Consider the following 17921-nt stretch of genomic DNA (forward strand, 5'->3'; position numbering starts at 1 on the left):
TCGAGGCCGCGGGGGCGGTCAGTGTTGTACAATCGACACTGACTATTCAACACCGATGCCGGTTCGTCTATTAAATGAAGCCGTATCATTTGAAAAATTGCTTCAAACCTGACCCGAGCTACCGATGTCCGACTTCCTGAGCGGGACGCTTCCGCAGCCTGCGGAACGGTACAACGCCATTCGCTCACTGCTGCGGGCCGGCAAGAACGACGAAGCGATCGTCCAATTGTGTGCCATCACCGTCAGCTATCCGCAGAATCTCGTCGCCAAGGAATTGCTGTTCGATGCGTTCTTCCAGAAACGCGATTGGGAGCCGGCGCTGGCACTCGCCGAAGAGTTGAACCGGCGCCAGCCGGACAATGCCCGGCTGGAGAAGGCACGGATCGCGACACTGACCAATCTGAAACGCTACGACGAGACGATCGTGCAGGCGTCGCGCTACATCGAGCGTCTCGGCGACGATCTCACGATCCTCGACACGCTCAAGGTCGCGACCTTTTACACCGGCAAAGTCAATGAAGCGATCCGTTACGGGCAACGCGCGCTCGACCTGCGGGATGCCGAGGCCTGCAACAATCCCCCGCCTTTCTCCCTGAAGGAGCCCGATGGCCCGCCATCAGGTGCGAACGTCATTTCATTTTCACTGTGGGGGACCGCGCCTTTCTATAGTTACGGAGCCATGATCAACCTCGTGCTCAGCCGCACGATATATCCCGGCTGGACCTGCCGGTTCTATGTCGACGCCGCCGTCCCACCGGCCTGCGTGGCCTTCCTGCGCGAAAACGGCGGCGACGTCCGCAACATCGAGGACGAATATCCGGGCGTCGGCCTGTTTCAACGTTTCCTGGTCATGAACGATCGCACGGTCGGGCGTTTCCTTGTGCGCGATTGCGACGCACGGCTTTCCGCTGGCGAGGCCGATCTGGTCCGGCAATGGATCGAGAGCGGCTACCCCTTTCACGCCGTGCGCGATCACGTCATGCACAACGAACTGATGATCGGCTGCACCTGGGCCGGCCGCACCGATTGCGGAATCGACATCGTCGAGTTGATGCGACGCTATTTCAAGTTTGGGCCGACCGCGAAATATGGCCACGACCAGCGCATGCTCGGCCTGATGCTGTGGCCACTTATCCGCAACCGATGTCTCGTCCACGACCGGCACTACCGTCTACCCGGCGTTCACACGGTCCCACTCAGCGAACGCAAGGGCCATTTCGGCGCCGGCCACCAGAACCTCGCCGCCGTGCTCGCCGAGGTCGACCGGCTGGGCATTCCGCGCCTGCCGTAACATTCGCGGCCTAACGCAAGAGACGCTTCAGACCTGTCCGCCGCCGCTGGGATGCAGGATGAAATCGTTGAGGTGGAGGCTGGCGCGGCCGACACCCGAAAGCAGAATATGGTCGCCATCTTCGAGATGAATCAGAGTACCACTGGCCAACGGCTCGACCAAAGCGTCGTTTTTGATCCACGCGTCGAACGAGTCGGCATTGCCTGCAACGAACGGCAACTGGCCATGCAGATCAATCCTGTCCAGGCCGGGCGTGAAGTCGGTGATCGTGTCGTCACCGGAGCCGGCCCTGAACACGAACTGATCGGCGCCTGCGCGGCCCGTGAGCGTGTCGGTATGGCCGGTCGCAAAAATCACGTCCTTGCCGTCAGTTCCCTGCAGCGTGATATTCGGGCCCGTGCCCGCCTCGTTAAAGATGAAGTTCACGGTATCGGTGGCGCCGAATCCGTCGGCGACGGTAATGGTAACCATGTCGGTCACCGCCGGCGGGATCAGCCCCGGATCATAAGTCAGGCCATTGCCCAGTGTGGTGTTGATGTCGGTCAGGGAACCGGAGACCGTCGACGGCGTCATGCTGCTATCCGACCCGTCAGCCACGTTGACGGTGAAGGTTTCCGCAGCAATTGCATCCGCGTCGGAAACTGAAAGCCCGCTGACCGTTGTGGTCTCACCAACCTCTTCAATACGCAGATTGTCGGTCAAGATCAGCGGCGCGGCAGTGACATTGACCGTCGCGTACAGCAAACCTGTATCCTGGCCGTGGTGATCGGTGCCGTCGCCGTCGGTGAGTGCGAATACCACAGTACGTTGGCCGGCCTCCGGATCCTGAGCGATGCTCTGGAACCGGATCGCCTGGATCAGATGCGCGATGGCCTCATTGGTGGCGGCGCTGTTCAGGTCAATCGCCGGATCGATGCTGTCGCTCAGTGTGCCGATCGCGATAGAGTCAGCCAAATTGCCGCTACCGTCGGCATCGAACAGGATCGTGGTGCCGGAAAGCGAAATGTACTGACTATCTGCGATCGACAAGATATCGCCGTCGCGCCGCCCGTCCTGCACCCATGCAATTAGCGATCCGCCATTATAGTCGGTAGTACTGTCGACGTCACTCACCGAGACGTTGGTGACGACGGCCACCGCGGCTCCATTCGCCGCGTAGGTCGCCGCGAGATTCTGAGCGCCCAGGGCAGGCGCGTCGTTGGTGCCGTTGACCTCGACCGTGATGTCCTGCGTCGTGCCGTCGGCAGTCGTCACCGTCAGCGTGTCGTACTCGATCTGGCCCGCAGCAAGACCGTTTACCCGATCGTGGACGAGCGCATACGTCCAGTGGCCAGTTTCCTCGTCGAAAGTGAAGTTACCGTAGGTGCCGATCAGCGCAGCCGCATCGACCGGCAGGAAATAGCTCTCGCCGCTATCGACATCCTCCACGGTGAGCACGCCCTGATCGACATCGTTCCCGACTATATGACCGCTGGCGTCGGTGTAGTTCTCATCCTCGAACACGCTGCCAGTAATGTCGCCACCGACTGTCGCTGCGTGGTTGTTCGCCGTGACGTTGACCGTCGCAGTGAAAGAGTCGGTATCCTGCCCATCATTGGCGGTGCCGCCGCCATCCTGGAGCGTGAATGTCACGGTGCGCTCGCCGGCGACGGGAGCAGTGTTGGTGTTCTGGAACCCGATCGCCTGCGTCAGCTTGGCGACCGCCATGTCGTTGGCATTGGTGTTGAGATCAATCGTGAGGCTGTTGATGTTGTCGGTCAGCGTACCGATCGCTACGGCAATGCCGCTACCCGCGCCGTCAGCGTCGAACATCACGGTATTGTTGTCGAGCGTGATGTAGTCGTTGCCGACGATGGAGAGGGCGTCGCCTTGCTTGCCACCCGCCGTCACCGTCGCCGTCAGCGTTCCGCCATCGTAGTTGGCGCTGTCGATATCGCTGGCCGACACACTGCCGACAACGGCGACCGACGCGTCACCTGCGTGATAGGTCGATGCAAGATTGCTGCCGGCGAACGTCGGCGCATCATTAGTGCCATTGACCTCGACCGTCAGAATGGCGGTGCTGACGGTGCCGTGCACGTCGGCCGTTTGCACCGTGAACATATCGGTATAGCTGCCTTCGTGCAGCGCGTTGATCGCGGCGGCATTGGGAACGTAGGTGTAGCTGCCGTCGGCGTTCACTGTCAGCGAACCGTAGAGGCCGGCGACCGCGGTGTTCACCGCGCTGGATCCGTCGAGCGCAGCATAACTCAGCGAGGCGGTCTCATCGTGATCGACATCGTGCCCGGTCAACGTCCCCGTGAGATTGCCAAAACTGTCATTCGCCGCGGTGTCGGTGAGCTTGCCCGCGATCTCGGCGTCCAGCGTCGGCACGTCATTGGTGCCGGTGATGGTGACGGTGACCGGCTTGGTGACAACGCCGCCATGGTGGTCATTAACCTTGGCGGTGTAGGTCAGCGTTAGCGTTTCGCCATAAGCGAGGAAATCGAACTGGCTGTCGGCCACGTCATAGGACCAATTCACCGAACCATTGTTGGTATTGTCGAGGACCGGTGTCAGCGTCAGGGCGACCCCGAGATCGTCTTGCTGCTGTGCGGTCAGGAGCAGATCGGTCGTGCCGTCCGCAGCCTTGTAGGTGTAGCTGGCGTATGACGCGGATACGTCCGGCCGGTTGCTGAGATCGAAATCGGCAAAGGTGATGCTGCCGCCGGCGTGGTCCATTATGGCGTTGCCGGTGCCGGCCATTTCGGTAAAGGTGCCGTTGGTTGTGGTCACCACGGGCGCATCATTGGCGCCGTTGACGGTAATGACCACGTCTTTGGTGGTGACGCCGCCGTGGTGGTCGTCAACCTGCACCGTGTAGGTGAGCGTGATGGCCTCGCCGTCGGCGAGATAGTCGAAATAATGATCCGGCGCCGAGAAGGTCCAGCTCTGGGAGCCGGTCGCGCCGCCCGTAGAATCGGTCAACGCGCCCAGCGAAAGCCAGCCGAACTGGGTGTCGTAGTCGATCAGAGCCGTCTGGGTGCCGGTTGCGACCACATTGGTAATCGTGACGGCATGCGTATCGGTCCAGTCGACATCGGTGAATGTGATCGCGCCGTTGGCGTGATCCGGCGTCGCCGAGCCAGAGGTGTCGGCGATCTCCGAAATTGCTGCGGATTGCGGACTGCTGGCGATGACGGCCGTATCGTTAGTGCCGGTCACGGTGACGATGAGCGGCTTGTTGATGATCCCGCCGTGACCGTCATTGACGGTCGCGGTGTAGGTCAGCGTCAGGACTTCGCCATCTGCGAGAAAATCGAACGCGCTATCGGGGACGCTGTAGGTCCAGCTCGCCGAACCGTTGTTTGTATTGCCGGCCGCCTGCGCCACCGTCAGCGCGGCATCGACCGCGTCGAGTTGTCCGGCCGTGAGCGTGAGACTGGCGTCGGCCGCGCCCTGATAGGTGTAGGAAGCAAAGGCGGCGCTCGCCACCGGCCGGTCGGTCAGGTCGACGTCGGTGAAGCTGATGGTGCCCGATACCGTATGAAGCGCCGGGGATCCAGTCGGATTCGGCTGGCTGGGATTCACCAGCTCGGGGAACGCAGCGTTCGTCACCTCGATGGTCGGAATGTCGTTGGTGCCGGAGACGGCGACATCCGCGCCGTCGATCGAGACCGTGATCGACGTTGTAATGACGCCGCCATGGCCGTCATCGACCTGGGCGACGTAGTTGAGCACCAGCGTCTCGCCCTTGGCGATAAAATCGAACTTGTTATCCTCGACGCTGTAGGTCCAGGTTGCCGTGCCGTTGTTGCTGTTTCCGGGAGCCTGCACCACGCCGAGCGGCACCTCGACGGCCAGGATCGCCGCCAACTGTTCCGGCGTCAGCGTCGCGGTGACGTCGTTGCCTTGCGCATCATAGTAGCGGAACGGATCGGTCGTGGAGATCGCCACGCTGACGACGGGACGATCGGTCAGGTCGACATCGCCGAAGGTAACGGTGCCGGACACGGTATCGATCACCGTATTGCCGGTGCCGATCCGCTCCGTGATCTCGCCGCCGGTCGCAGAAATCGTCGGCTTATCGTTGGTGCCGGTGATGACGATCGTAAACGGCACAAACGTCGTCTCATTGTTCGGCGCAAAATTGTTGTCGACCCGCGCCATGTAGGTCAGCTCTAGCGTCTCGCCAGCGGCGAGGAAGTCGAACGCGCCGTCGGCGATGGTGTAGGTCCAGGTCGCCGTACCGATGTTCTTGCCGTTGGGATCCTGCACCACGGACAGCGGCACTTCGACCGCTGTGATCGCAGCCAGTTGCTGCGCCGTCAGCGTGGCGGTGACGTCGGCGCCTTGTGCGTTCTGATAGATGAAAGAAGAAAACTGCGTACTGACGCTCGGCGTGTCGCCGACATTGACATCGATATAGTTGACGACGCCCGAGATGCTGTCGAGCGCGGAGCTCGCGGTCACATCGATCCGTTCGGTAACCGCGCCGCCGTGCGCCGCAGCCAGCGGCGGCCCCGGAATATGCACGAGCCTGGGGGCCGGTCCCGGATCCACGGGGGGAGTAGTCCCGCTCGGGATGTTGAGTAGCTGAAGCGTCACGGGAATGAACTCCCCGCCGGCCAGCTTGACGAACAAGGTTTCCGGAACGATCGAATCGGTAAAATTGGTGGTGAGCTTGGTGTTCGGATTGTTCAGGTCGGTGAACTTCAGCGAGAACACGTCGCTGATGATCTTCTGCGCGTCGGGCGATAGCTGCACCGACGATTGAAAGCTGACCGTACCCTGGCCGCTGACGATCGTCTGCGTGCCCGCCCGGTTGACGGTCGCGATCGGCGTCAGCGTAGTCTTGTCGAACAGGATGTAGGAGCCGGTGGTGCCGTCGGGCTCGACCAGCACCTGGAATTTCGCCGGCGGCGCGATACCCGAGCCGGGCACTTCGAAGTCGATCTCGACCAGCACCGCGGTGCCGCGGATGCCCATGGTCGCGACCGGGGTGTCAACCTTCATGTCGCCTTTCTTGGCGGTGGCGCCGGCGACGAACGAGATCGTGCCCTGCACCAGGCTAAGCAGCGACTTGTTGTCCGACCCGTTGGGGTCGTAGACCATTTCGTTCAGCACCATCCTGGCATTCGATGCGAGACCGAACACGCTGCCGTCGATGAAGGTGATGCCAAGCGTCGAATCGGAGCCGGACTGGACCACGTCGCCCTTATGGACAGTTTCGCCCTGGTTCAGGATGATCGAGACGCCGTTGCGGATCGCGGTCGCATTCCCCGTCAGCTTGGTGACATGCCCGATCACAGGCGGCGCGACGCTGGCGCTGCCGTCGGCTTGTGCGAACTGGGTGTGCCCGCTCAGCGCGTTGACGATGTCGCCGGTGAGATGGGCACCATCCGGCGAGGCCAGTGCAGCGCGCTTCTCGCCCTTGAAGTAATCGCGCAGCACGAGCTCGCGGTCGGCGCTGCTGAGGATCAGATCGACGCCGGACCGCTTGAAGTCGCCGCTGAAGAGCAGGTGAGCATCAGAAATAATTATGGCGTCGGACGGCGCATGCGTCGAAACTTTGTCGACATGGAGCTTACCGTGGGAAGGAAAATGGCCGTGCGGTGACAGCAGGGGCCCAGAGCCAATATCCGCGCCGGAAAAAGGGGCGAGGGCGCCCGATCCGAATTTGCCGGCGTAGTTCAATGGAACACCAATCTAAATGGTTAAGAAGTATGAAATTTCCCTGCGGGGTTTTCATACCACGCAGGTAGGGAACACAAAAGCAGGCACGCCGCGAACCCCCTCAATATGGGGTAAGTCTGCAACAGGACCGAAAAGGTCCGGAAAAACTGTCGGGCGAGAGTGTGGCGAGGAGAAGGCAGGGTTTACCGTGGACCGATTGAAGATTAGGCACGGCCGCCTCAAGTCATAAAGATAAACAGTCACAATACGTTATCGTTTCTGCAGCGCAGAAGTGCCGCTTCCTGAAGGAAGCGACAGCCGCCCGAAGGGCTGACCGTGTCGCCGATCCACAAGAAGCCGCCATCGCTTCAAGGCATCCGAAATAGGTTGCAGCCGCCACCGAGCGATTCTGCCGGCAAGGTTAATTCGGGTGATCTGTGACCCTTCCGCAACCGTAAACTTTTGCGCCGTGTCTGCGTCTGTCAGGGATAACCGAGCGGGCCTGATGAGGGCCGATCTGAGTGGATCGATAAAATCCTCTGCAAACCGGCAAGGCTGCGTTCACGCTTCTTCGCAAACTTCCGATAGGCCTCCCCTCCTTTTAAACGGATCAAAAGCGCCGTTGCCCATGCTGCCCGTTCTGAAATGATCTGGGCACGAGCAGGCAGAGCAAGCCCGCCGATGCCCGGACGAGGGGTGTCAGATGGGGTTGTCAGTCTATGCACGCGCATGGCGTGCAGGCATCGTCGCGTGCGGCCTGGCCTGGTTCGGGCCAGCCGACCTACGCGCGGAGACGGACCAGCCCTCCGCACCGGGCGATTCATCCACGCCGGTGGAGATGATCCAGCGGTCGGCCGAGCCGTTCGGACTTGCCGCATCTTCCCTCGCCGGCGGCGGGCTGCGCGACAAATGGCTTGGCGTGCAGCGCCGGCTCGACGACGAAATGGTGCAGCTTGCGCTCTGCGAAGGCGACCGTGACGGCTGCGTGTCTCCGGCCGCACTGAAATTCCTCGACATTGTCGACGCCGCGCGCTTGCGCGAAGGCCGCGCGCGGCTCGGCGAAATCAACCGCGCCGTCAATCTCGCCATCCGGCCGATGAGCGATCTCGCCCAGCACGGCCAGATCGACGTCTGGACGCCGCCGCTCGCAACGCTCGCGCGCGGCGGCGGCGACTGCGAGGATTATGCGATTGCGAAATTCATAGCCTTGCGCCGCGCCGGCCTCGCGCCCGACGATCTCAGGATCGTGGTGCTGCACGATACCATCCGCGGCGAGGACCATGCCGTGGCTGCCGCGCGGCTGGAGGGGCGCTGGCTGACGCTCGATAACCGCCGCATGGCTATGGTCGAGGACGTCGACGTCAGAAACTTTCGGCCGACATTCGTCATCGGCCAGCACGGCGTGATGCGATATGCCGATACTCCGCTGCTCGCCGATGCTTCGGGCAGTACGCTTGCGGCTCCGCTCGTCGTGAGTTCTCTGGCCGCTCCGCCGAGCGGTCATTCGAACGTGCCGACCGAATGACGGCGCGCAATTGTTGCGCGGCGTCGGCAGGCAACAATCTGCTTTCCTTACCTGATCTTTCCTGCCTCACGGCCGATGGTGCGCTGCAGCCGGTATGCCCAGCTTGCACTCGTTCGGCGAAAGCGCTCGCGCAAAACATGCGAGACAAATTTTCTCTTTTTCGTTTCGCGCATCGCGTTGATTGACGCGATCCTTCTCACCGGCATAGCATTCCACCAGATCCGCTAGAGATCACTGGGAGGGAATGAGATGACACGTTTGCCGCGCGTTGATTCCGCTTGCCTTTTATTTCCTGAAATTGCCGTTACTTTCCGTCGGCCGGCGCGCCTTGCGCAGGCCGTGATCGCAATCGGGCTGGGCCTGACGCTGGGCTACAATACAGCCCTTGCGCAGACACCCGCCAAGGGATCGCCCGAGCACATCAAAGCGGTTACTTCGGCGGTCGACGGCGCATCGATCAAGGCCAACACCGCGACCTCGAACGACTGGCCGACCATCGGCCTCGACTACGCCGAGACGCGCTTTTCCAAGCTCAACCAGATCAACGCCGATAATGTGAAGAAGCTCGGACTGGTGTGGAGCTATCCGCTGGAATCCTCCCGCGGCGTCGAGGCGACGCCGGTCGTTGTCGACGGCGTCATGTATCAGACCGCATCCTGGAGCGTGGTTCACGCCATCGATGCCCGCACCGGCAAGCGGCTCTGGACGTACGATCCGAAGGTCGATCGCACAAAGGGCTATCGGGGTTGCTGCGACGTGGTCAATCGCGGCGTTGCGCTCTGGAAAGGCAAGGTGTTCGTCGGCGTCTATGACGGGCGGCTGATCGCGCTCGATGCCGTCACCGGCAAAGTGATCTGGGAAAAGGACACGCTGATCGACACGGAGCATTCCTACACCATCACCGGCGCGCCGCGCGTGTTCAACGGCAAGGTCGTGATCGGCAATGGCGGCGCGGAATACGGCGCCCGCGGCTACGTCACCGCTTACGACGCCGAAACCGGCAACCAGGCCTGGCGCTGGTTCACGGTGCCGGGCGATCCGTCAAAACCGTTCGAAGATGAATCAATGGCGGCTGCCGCCAAGACCTGGGATCCCGCCGGCAAATACTGGATCAACGGCGGCGGCGGAACGGCGTGGGATACCATCACTTTCGATCCAGACCTCAACCTCCTCTATATCGGCACCGGCAATGGCTCACCGTGGAATCGGGATGTGCGCAGCCCGTCCGGCGGCGACAACCTCTATCTGGCCTCGCTGGTCGCGCTGAACGCCGACACCGGAAAATACGTCTGGCACTATCAGGAGACGCCCGGCGATCACTGGGACTACACCTCCACCCAGCCGATGATCCTCGCCGATCTCACCATCGACGGCACCCCGCGCAAGGTGATCCTGCACGCGCCGAAGAACGGCTTCTTCTTCGTCGTCGACCGCACTAACGGCAAGTTCATCTCGGCCAAGAACTTCGTCGATGTGAACTGGGCGACCGGCTACGACGCCAACGGCCGGCCGATCGAGGTGAAGGAGGCGCGCGGGAGGGAGCAGTATGACAGCATCCCGGGCCCGTACGGCGCCCATAACTGGCATCCGATGTCGTTCAATCCGCAGACCGGGCTTGTCTATCTGCCGGCGCAGAACATTCCGGTGAACCTCACGCCGGAAAAGGCGGTCAAGCACAACGCACAGGAGCCCGGCAAATTCGCTTCCGCCGCGGGCTGGAACGTCGGCTTCATGCTCAACGCGACGCCGCCGAAGAGCGCGCCGTTCGGCCGCCTGCTCGCCTGGGATCCAGTGAGGCAGAAGGAAGCCTGGCGCGCGGAATATGTGGCGCCGTGGAACGGCGGCACGCTCACCACCGCGGGCAACCTCGTTTTCCAGGGCACTGCGGACGGCCGCTTCATCGCCTACAACGCCACGACGGGCGAAAAGCTTTGGGAGACGCCGGTCGGTACCGGTGTGGTTGCGGCCGCCTCGACCTATCTGGTCGACGGCAAGCAGTACGTCTCGATCGCGGTCGGCTGGGGCGGCGTGTTCGGAATTGCCGCCCGCGCCACCGAGCTGCAGAGCCCGGGCACCGTCTACACGTTCGCGCTCGACGGCAAAGCGCCACCCCCGGCCTTCGTGAAGTACCAGACCGAAGGCCTGCTCGCCGGCGTCAAGTACGATCCGAAGGACGTTCCCGAAGGCACTGCGCTCTATGTCACCGCCTGCGCGCAATGCCATGGCGTGCCCGGCGTCGACAAGGGCGGCAATGTCAGGAACCTCGGCTACGTTTCCAAGGAGACCATCGAGAACCTGAAGAACTTCGTGTTCAAGGGCCCGTTCCACGATCAGGGCATGCCCGACTTCACCGGCAAGCTGACCGAAGCAGACGTGGTGAAGATACAGGCCTTCATCCAAGGCACCGCGGACGCGATAAGGCCGAAGTGACGAAGTCATCCCGGGATGGTGCGCAAGCACCAGACCTCAAATGCGCAAATAAAGAGAGCTGCGCGATCTTCTCGCGCAGCCCTTTCTCGTTGAGAGCCTGTCGTTAGAGCGAAGCGCCGCTCAGAACATCAGGCCTTCCTTGACCAGCACCCAGCGGCCGTTCTTGATCTGCTGGACCTGGGTAATCGTGTTGGCCAGATGGTCGGTCTTGGAGAACTTGGTCGGCGGCGAGTTGAAGATGTCGCGGAACTGCTCGCCTGACTCCAGCGCGCTCATCATCTTCTGGCCGGTCAGGTCCTTGCCAGCCTTCTCGGCGTAGAACGCAAACGTCATCATGGCGTTGTAGCCGATGATCGCCTGGGTGTTCGCGTCGGTGCCGAACATCTTCTTGTAGTTGACCAGCCAATCCTTGACCTTGCCCTTGGCGGTGTCTTCGTACGGGATTTCGAAGCCGGAAGCCGCGTAGAGGCCTTCCACCGCGTCCTTGCCGAGCGCCGGCACTTCCAAAACGTTGGTCGGCGTGGCGCCGAGGAAGGTGACATCCCAACCGAGCTTCTTGGCTTCGCCCATCGCGCCGATGGTTTCGCGGATCACAGTTCCGAGCACGACCACATCGCAGCCGTCGGACTTCATCTTGGCGATCTGCGCGCTGAAGTCGGAAGCGCCGCGCTTGTAGCTGGTGACGGAAGCGGCCGTTAGCTTCATGGCTGCGACCTGCTGGTTGAAACCGTCAAGCACGTTCTTTCCGTACTCGTCGTCCTGATACATGATGCAGGGCTTCTTGAAGTTCTTCGCTTCGATCATGTACTTGACGGCGGCGCGGGTGCTCTCGACGTAAGGCAACAGGTTGTTGAACTTCAGCCTCTCCTGCGGCTTAGCCGGATCGAACTTGAAGGTGAATTCGGCCGCCGTCAGCGGGAAGAGCTGCATGACGCCGGCGTCGAACAGGATATCCTGCGACGCCAGCACCGTCGGCGATCCCATCGGGCCGACCATGGCGAAGACCTTGTCGCGCTCGACCATCTTCTGCGAGGCCAGCACGGCGCGCTTCGGATCGTAGCCGCTATCTTCGATGATCAGCTTGATCTTGCGACCGTGGATGCCGCCGGCGTTATTGATCTCTTCGGCTGCCATCTTCATACCGTTGGATACCGGCACGCCCCAGACCTTGATCGGACCGGACAGGTCCTGATGGGTACCGATGACGATCTCATTGGCCGAGATGCCTTGATCGGTAACCTTGGTTTGGGCTGCGGCCGGCAATTGGGTCAGCGCAAGGGCGCTCACCGCAAGGCCCAGCACCTTGAACGATTTCGACATTGCAGTCTCCTCTTCCTTGGCCCGTGTTGCGCGAAGGGTGGGCCTTCTCAGTCCTTCGCCGTTTTCAAATACTTGGTTCCAAATCTCCGCCTACGCCACCGCCCGTTCGCGATACATGGCGTCGATTTCGGCGGCGTAGCGCTTATTCACGAAGGTGCGCTTCAGCTTCATGGTCGGCGTCAGTTCCTCGTCCTCGGGAGTCAACTGACGCTCGATGAGGTAGAACTTCTTGATGGTTTCGACGCGCGCGAAGTTGGCGTTGACCGCCTCGATCTCACGCTGGATCAAGTCCTGGATCTCCTGCGCACGGCACAGGCTGGCATAATTGGTGAAGGGAATATTGTGGTCCTGCGCGTATTTCTCGACATTCTCCTGGTCGATCATGACGAGGCAGGTCAAATACGGCCGCTTGTCGCCGATCACCACGGCGTCAGAAACGTAAGGCGAGAATTTTAGCTGGTTCTCGATCTCCGACGGCGTGATGTTCTTGCCGCCCGAGGTGATGATGATGTCCTTCATCCGGTCAGTGATCTTGATGAAGCCTTCATTGTCGATCGAGCCGACGTCGCCGGTGTGCAGCCATCCCTTGGCGTCGATGGTCTCGGCGGTTTTCTCCGGCTGGTTAAGATAGCCCATGAACAGGAAATCGCCGCGGATCAGGATCTCGCCCTGCGGCGAGATCGCAACCTCGCCCCACGGCGCGGCCTTGCCGACCGAACCGAGCTTGATGCGGTCAGGCGGCATGATGGTCGCGACACCGCAATTCTCGGTCTGGCCGTAGACTTCGCGCATGTCGAGGCCGAGCGCGAGATACCAACGGATCAGGTCCGGCGCGATCGGGGCCGCGCCGGTAAAGGCCAGCCGGCACCGGTCGAGCCCGAGCATGCGGCGGATGTTGCGGAACACCAGCCAATAGGCGACGCGGTTGGCCAGCCGCAGAGAGAGTGGCGGCGCATCGCCCTGCAGCTTGTACTCGGTCATCCGATTGCCGATGGCGAGCGCGTTGCGGTACATCCATTTCTGGAATGTGGTCGCATCCTTCAGCGCGATCGTGATTCCGGAATAGAACTTTTCCCAAATCCGGGGCACCGCGAGGAAGGCGGTCGGCTGCACCTCGCGCAGATTATCCGGCACGGTCTCCGGGCTCTCGGCGAAATTCATCACCGATCCCAGCGCCAGCGAGACGTAATAGCCGCCGATCCGCTCGGCGACGTGGCAGAGCGGCAGGAACACCAGCCGTTCCTCGTTATCGGTCGATGGAAACAGGTCATTGGCGTGGCGCATCTGATACGTCACGCTGCGGTTGGAATGCATGGCGCCCTTGGGTGGGCCGGTGGTGCCCGAGGTATAGACGAGGATAGCGAGATCGCCTGTGCTGCGGCTTGCGATCATCTCGTCCCACAGCGCCTCATTGCCCTGCGCGTGGTTGCGGCCGAGCGCCATGAACTCGGCCAGCGACAGCACCATCGGGTCGGTAAAGCCGGTCAGGCCTTCCATATCGAACACGATGATCTTCTGCAGCGTCGGACAACGCGAACGGCAGGCGAGGATCTTGTCGAGCTGCTCCTCGTCCTCAGCGAAGATTACCTTGGTCGAGGAATCGTTGATGAGATATTCGACCTGCGACGAGGAGTCGGTTGGATAGATGCCGGATGAAACGCCGCCGGCGCAGAGGATACCCATGTCGGCATAGACCCATTCCGGCACGGCGTTGGCGATGATCGAGGCAACGTCCCCGGGCCGGAACCCGCTCGCATGCAGGCCATACGCCACGTCCTTGGATATCTGCAGCCACTCGCGCCAACTGGTCGGCTGCCAGATGCCGAATTTCTTCTCGCGGATCGCCGGCCGGTCGCCGCGTGTTTCCACGGACAGCAAGAAGCTCTTCGCGATCGTGTCGGCGACCGTCAGCACTGCCGGTCTGGCCATGCGCATCTCCTCCCTCTGTCGCCTGCCTCTGGTGCCGGTGTTTGAACCGGTCTTGGTTTTCGAAGCAGGGCTCGAATTTAGCTCTAACTCGTTCTTAACGCCATGCTTTTGACTGCGACGGTTAACGCCAGGTCTTCTAACGCCAAGTCTTCTAAGGCCAGGCCTTCTAACGCCACGTCTTCTTCTTCTTCCAGCGCCGTTCGCCGCGGGCGCCCTCTTCCTTGGCGCCGAGATAGAATTCCTGGATGTCCTTTGAATTCATCAGCCGCTCGCAGGTGTCGTTCATCACGACCCGGCCAATTTCCAGTACGTAGCCGTAATGCGCGGTCTCCAGCGCCACCTTGGCATTCTGCTCGACCAGCAGGATCGACATGCCCTGCTCCTCGTTGACGCGCTTGATGATGGCGAAGATCTCTTTCACCAGGATCGGCGACAGGCCGAGCGAGGGCTCGTCCAAAAGTAGCAGGGTCGGCCGGTTCATCAGCGCCCGCCCGATCGCCAGCATCTGCTGCTCGCCGCCGGAAAGCTGCCCGGCCGGCTGGTTGATGCGTTCCTTCAGCCGCGGGAAATAGCCGTAGACGCGATCGAGATCCTCGGCGACGCCGGCCCGATCCTTGCGCGGGTAGGCGCCCATCATCAGATTTTCGCGTACCGAGAGGAACGGAAACACCTCGCGCCCCTCCGGCACGTGGCTCAAGCCCAGCCGCACGATCTTGTCGGCTTCCATGCGCTGGATTGGCTTGCCCAGAAATTCGATCGAGCCTTTTTGCGGATCGAGAATGCCGGAGATGGTCTTGAGCACGGTGGTCTTGCCGGCGCCGTTGGCGCCGAGCAGGGTAACGATGCGGCCGCGCGGCACCTCCAGGCTGATGCCGCGGATGGCCATGATAGGCCCGTAATAGCTCTCGATATTGCTGAGCTTGAGGATGATGTCGGAAGCGCTCATGGCATCATCCTCATGCGCCGAGATAGGCGGCGACGACGTCGGGATGGCGCTGCACCTCGGACGGCGAGCCCATCGCGAGCACGCGGCCGTAGTTGAGCGCAATCACGCGGTCGGAGACGCGATTAACCAGCGTCATGTCGTGCTCGACCATCAAGACGGTGATGCCAAGCTCGGTCTTCATGTCGCGGATCCAGAACGACATGTCCTCGGTCTCCTCGACATTGAGCCCGGAGGACGGCTCGTCGAGCAGGATCAGCTTCGGCTCGGAGCACAGCGCGCGCGCCAGCTCGATCACCTTGCGAACGCCGTAAGGCAGTCCCGAGATAAGCTTGTCGCGATAGGCTTCGAGATCGAGAAATTCGATCACCTGCTCGACACGGCGGCGATGCATCTTTTCGCCGGCGCGCACGCTCGGCAGGAACAGCAATTCCTGCCAGAGCCGCGTGGTGGAGTGGCGGTGGCGGCCGACCAGGAGATTGCTCAGCATGGTCGCATTCTCGAACAATTCGATGTTCTGGAAGGTGCGGGCGATGCCGAGGCCTGCGATATCGTAGGCCGGCTGATTGGTAATATCCTGGTCCTCGAAGAAGATCCTGCCCGAGGTCGGCGGATAAATCCGCGAGATCAGATTGAAGATTGAACTCTTGCCGGCGCCGTTCGGACCGATGATCGAGAGTATCTCGCCCTTCTCCACCGCGAAGCTGACGGAATCGACCGCCTTCAAGCCGCCGAAGTGCAGAGAGAGATTTTCGGCACGGAAATAGCTCATCGGTTCCGCTCCGATTTCACATAGATCTTCTGGCGTTTGAAGGTAGCGCGCTTGTAGAGCGGGAAGAGCTGGAAGAAGAGTTTTATCTTCAGCCAGCGGCCGTAGAGACCGAGCGGCTCGAACAGCACGAACAGCACGATGATCACCCCGTAGATGGCGCCCTTCAGGCCGTTGGCGGAGGCAATGGCAGCGACATTGCCGTGAATTTTCCCGGCCGTAATGCTGTCGGCGCCGAAGGTCGCGGCGATGCCGGCGATGATGCCGGGCAGATCGTCCTTCAGGTACGTCAGGAACGGATCGATCATGACCAGAAAGATTGCGCCCAGCACCGCGCCGTGCAGGCTGAAGGCGCCGCCGATCAGGATCACGATGATGAACTCGATCGAGAGTTGCAGCGTGAACATTTCCGGCGAGATGAAGGAGAGCTTGTGCGCGAACAGCACGCCGGCGAGGCCGGTGATCGCCGCGCTGATCGCAAACGACTTCACCTTGTAGAGCGATACGTTGACGCCCATGCTCCGCGCCGCCGTTTCGCTGTCGCGGATCGCGACGAAGGCGCGTCCTGTCGGCGAGCGCAGCAGATTGAGCGTGCCGACGATGGTGAGGATCAGTACGGCAAGACAGAGATAGTAGAAGCTCGGGCCGTTTTGCGGCACCGCCTGCCCGAACAGGCTGAGCGTCTTGACCCGCATGCCCTCGTTGCCGTGGGTTACCGTCTCCCAACGGGCCAGCACTTCTTCAACGATGAAGGCGAAGGAAATTGTCGCAATGACGAGATAGATGCCCGTCAGCCGCAGCGCCGGGAATCCGACGAGCGCGCCGACCACGCCGGTCAACAGACCGCCAGCCAGGAAATAGACCGGAAACGGCACGTTGAACTGCTGCAGATAGGCCGCCGTGTAGGCGCCGATCGCTAGAAAGGCGGCGTGTCCGAGCGAGGCCTGCCCGGTGAAGCCGGTGAGAATCATCAATCCCACGCCCACCGTCGCATAGATGCAGACGAACACCAGCTGGCTGACGAGGTAGCTGGAAAGCACGAACGGCGCGATCAGAAGAAACGCCAGCAGGATACCGTAGGAGACGATGTAGCCGCTATGCGGAAACAGTTTGATGTCGTCTTCGTAATCCGTCTTGAAGAGAAAACGCATTAGACTTTCTTCCGCATGTGAACACCGAACAGGCCTTCGGGCTTGAGCAGCAGCACCACCAGAAGGACGATGTAGGGCGCGACGTCTTTCCAGCCCTGCGGCAGGTAGAAGCCGGCCATGCTCTCGATCACGCCGATCAACACGCCTCCGACCACGGCGCCGGGGATCGAGCCGAAGCCGCCAAGCACGGCGGCGGGAAATGCTTTCAAACCAAGCACGAGACCGACATTGGAGTGAATGAAAGTGATCGGCGCCAACAGCACGCCGGCTGCGGTCGCGACCGCCGCAGCGATCGCCCACACGATCGAGACCACGCGCTTGACCGGAATGCCCATGTAGTAGGCAGCCAGCATGTTCTCCGAACTGGCGCGCATCGCGGTGCCGAGCGTGGTACGGTTGAAGAAAAGGTATAGCAGCGCGCAGAGGATGATGGTGGCGGCGATCACCGACAGCTTGTCGTATGCCAGCACCAGCGAGCCGATTCGCAGCACACCGTCGCTGAACGGCGTCTCGATCTTGAAATCGTCGGTGCCCCAGATCATGCCGACGACGGAGCGCAGGAAGTATCCGAGCCCGATCGTTGCCATGATGATGGAAAACTGCGGATAGCCGAGAATCGGGCGCACGACGACGCGTTCGGCCAACATGCCGAACAGGGCCATGGCGATGACGGCACCGGCGAATCCGAGCCAGTAATTGAGACCAAGCATGCCGATGAATGTGAAGGCGAAGAATCCGCCCAGCATCATCAAATCGCCCTGAGCGAAATTGACGACCTCGGTTGCCTTGTAAATGAGCACAAAACCGAGCGCGATCAGGCCATAAACGCAGCCGAGCGCGATGCCACTCACGAGCTGCTGAACGAAGTCCAGCATTCATTTCCCTCCCCGATGCCGGGCGATTCTGTC

At 61.4% G+C, this 17921-nt stretch carries 10 protein-coding genes; 3 read left to right on the forward strand and 7 right to left on the reverse strand.

Annotation, left to right across the window (positions count from 1 at the left end):
- Positions 1–124 precede the first annotated feature (124 nt).
- Complete coding sequence (locus tag YUO_RS44270; protein ID WP_028351783.1) at positions 125–1291, forward strand: tetratricopeptide repeat protein; 1167 nt, start codon at positions 125–127, stop codon at positions 1289–1291.
- A 27-nt stretch (positions 1292–1318) separates the two neighbouring features.
- Here YUO_RS44270 and YUO_RS43430 read toward each other — a convergent pair whose 3' ends face one another.
- The gene (locus YUO_RS43430) at positions 1319–6967 is read right to left on the reverse strand and encodes a VCBS domain-containing protein (RefSeq protein ID WP_051379873.1); all 5649 of its coding nucleotides are present in this window, start codon (positions 6965–6967) and stop codon (positions 1319–1321) included.
- 682 nt (positions 6968–7649) lie between these two features.
- On the opposite strand from YUO_RS43430, the gene YUO_RS43435 reads away from it, so the two are divergent.
- Entirely contained in the window at positions 7650–8471 is an 822-nt protein-coding gene (locus YUO_RS43435) for a transglutaminase-like cysteine peptidase (RefSeq protein ID WP_051379874.1), read from the forward strand.
- A 249-nt stretch (positions 8472–8720) separates the two neighbouring features.
- Positions 8721–10901 (forward strand): PQQ-dependent dehydrogenase, methanol/ethanol family, encoded by a 2181-nt coding sequence (locus YUO_RS0138050; protein WP_028351784.1) that lies wholly within the window; start codon positions 8721–8723, stop codon positions 10899–10901.
- Between the two features lie 120 nt (positions 10902–11021).
- Here the strand turns inward: YUO_RS0138050 and YUO_RS0138055 are convergent, their stop codons facing one another.
- From YUO_RS0138055 to YUO_RS0138080, 6 genes are all read right to left on the reverse strand, one after another.
- Complete coding sequence (locus YUO_RS0138055; RefSeq protein WP_028351785.1) at positions 11022–12221, reverse strand: ABC transporter substrate-binding protein; 1200 nt, start codon at positions 12219–12221, stop codon at positions 11022–11024.
- Positions 12222–12311: 90 nt separating this feature from the next.
- On the reverse strand, positions 12312–14150 hold the full coding sequence (locus YUO_RS0138060; protein WP_028351786.1) for an AMP-dependent synthetase/ligase: 1839 nt from the start codon (positions 14148–14150) through the stop codon (positions 12312–12314).
- A 166-nt stretch (positions 14151–14316) separates the two neighbouring features.
- On the reverse strand, positions 14317–15096 hold the full coding sequence (locus YUO_RS0138065; RefSeq protein WP_028351787.1) for an ABC transporter ATP-binding protein: 780 nt from the start codon (positions 15094–15096) through the stop codon (positions 14317–14319).
- 10 nt (positions 15097–15106) lie between these two features.
- Entirely contained in the window at positions 15107–15865 is a 759-nt protein-coding gene (locus tag YUO_RS0138070; RefSeq protein WP_028351788.1) for an ABC transporter ATP-binding protein, read from the reverse strand.
- Positions 15862–17013, reverse strand: a complete 1152-nt coding sequence (locus tag YUO_RS0138075) for a branched-chain amino acid ABC transporter permease (RefSeq protein WP_028351789.1) — start codon at positions 17011–17013, stop codon at positions 15862–15864. Before YUO_RS0138075 ends, YUO_RS0138070 begins: the two co-directional genes overlap by 4 nt.
- Positions 17013–17888, reverse strand: a complete 876-nt coding sequence (locus YUO_RS0138080; RefSeq protein ID WP_028351790.1) for a branched-chain amino acid ABC transporter permease — start codon at positions 17886–17888, stop codon at positions 17013–17015. The genes YUO_RS0138075 and YUO_RS0138080 overlap by 1 nt, the downstream gene beginning before the upstream one ends.
- Between the last annotated feature and the right edge of the window lie 33 nt (positions 17889–17921).

The organism is Bradyrhizobium murdochi (assembly GCF_000472965.1).
Taxonomy (GTDB): domain Bacteria; phylum Pseudomonadota; class Alphaproteobacteria; order Rhizobiales; family Xanthobacteraceae; genus Bradyrhizobium; species Bradyrhizobium murdochi.

What these genes read in the sequence shown, in the direction of transcription:
- YUO_RS0138070 (WP_028351788.1), bottom strand. Translation starts at nt 15,865, where the DNA reads ATGAGCTATTTCCGTGCCGAAAATCTCTCTCTGCACTTCGGCGGCTTG.
- YUO_RS0138075 (WP_028351789.1), bottom strand. Translation starts at nt 17,013, where the DNA reads ATGCGTTTTCTCTTCAAGACGGATTACGAAGACGACATCAAACTGTTT.
- YUO_RS0138080 (WP_028351790.1), bottom strand. Translation starts at nt 17,888, where the DNA reads ATGCTGGACTTCGTTCAGCAGCTCGTGAGTGGCATCGCGCTCGGCTGC.
- YUO_RS43435 (WP_051379874.1), top strand. Translation starts at nt 7,650, where the DNA reads ATGGGGTTGTCAGTCTATGCACGCGCATGGCGTGCAGGCATCGTCGCG.
- YUO_RS0138055 (WP_028351785.1), bottom strand. Translation starts at nt 12,221, where the DNA reads ATGTCGAAATCGTTCAAGGTGCTGGGCCTTGCGGTGAGCGCCCTTGCG.
- YUO_RS44270 (WP_028351783.1), top strand. Translation starts at nt 125, where the DNA reads ATGTCCGACTTCCTGAGCGGGACGCTTCCGCAGCCTGCGGAACGGTAC.
- YUO_RS0138065 (WP_028351787.1), bottom strand. Translation starts at nt 15,096, where the DNA reads ATGAGCGCTTCCGACATCATCCTCAAGCTCAGCAATATCGAGAGCTAT.
- YUO_RS0138050 (WP_028351784.1), top strand. Translation starts at nt 8,721, where the DNA reads ATGACACGTTTGCCGCGCGTTGATTCCGCTTGCCTTTTATTTCCTGAA.
- YUO_RS0138060 (WP_028351786.1), bottom strand. Translation starts at nt 14,150, where the DNA reads ATGGCCAGACCGGCAGTGCTGACGGTCGCCGACACGATCGCGAAGAGC.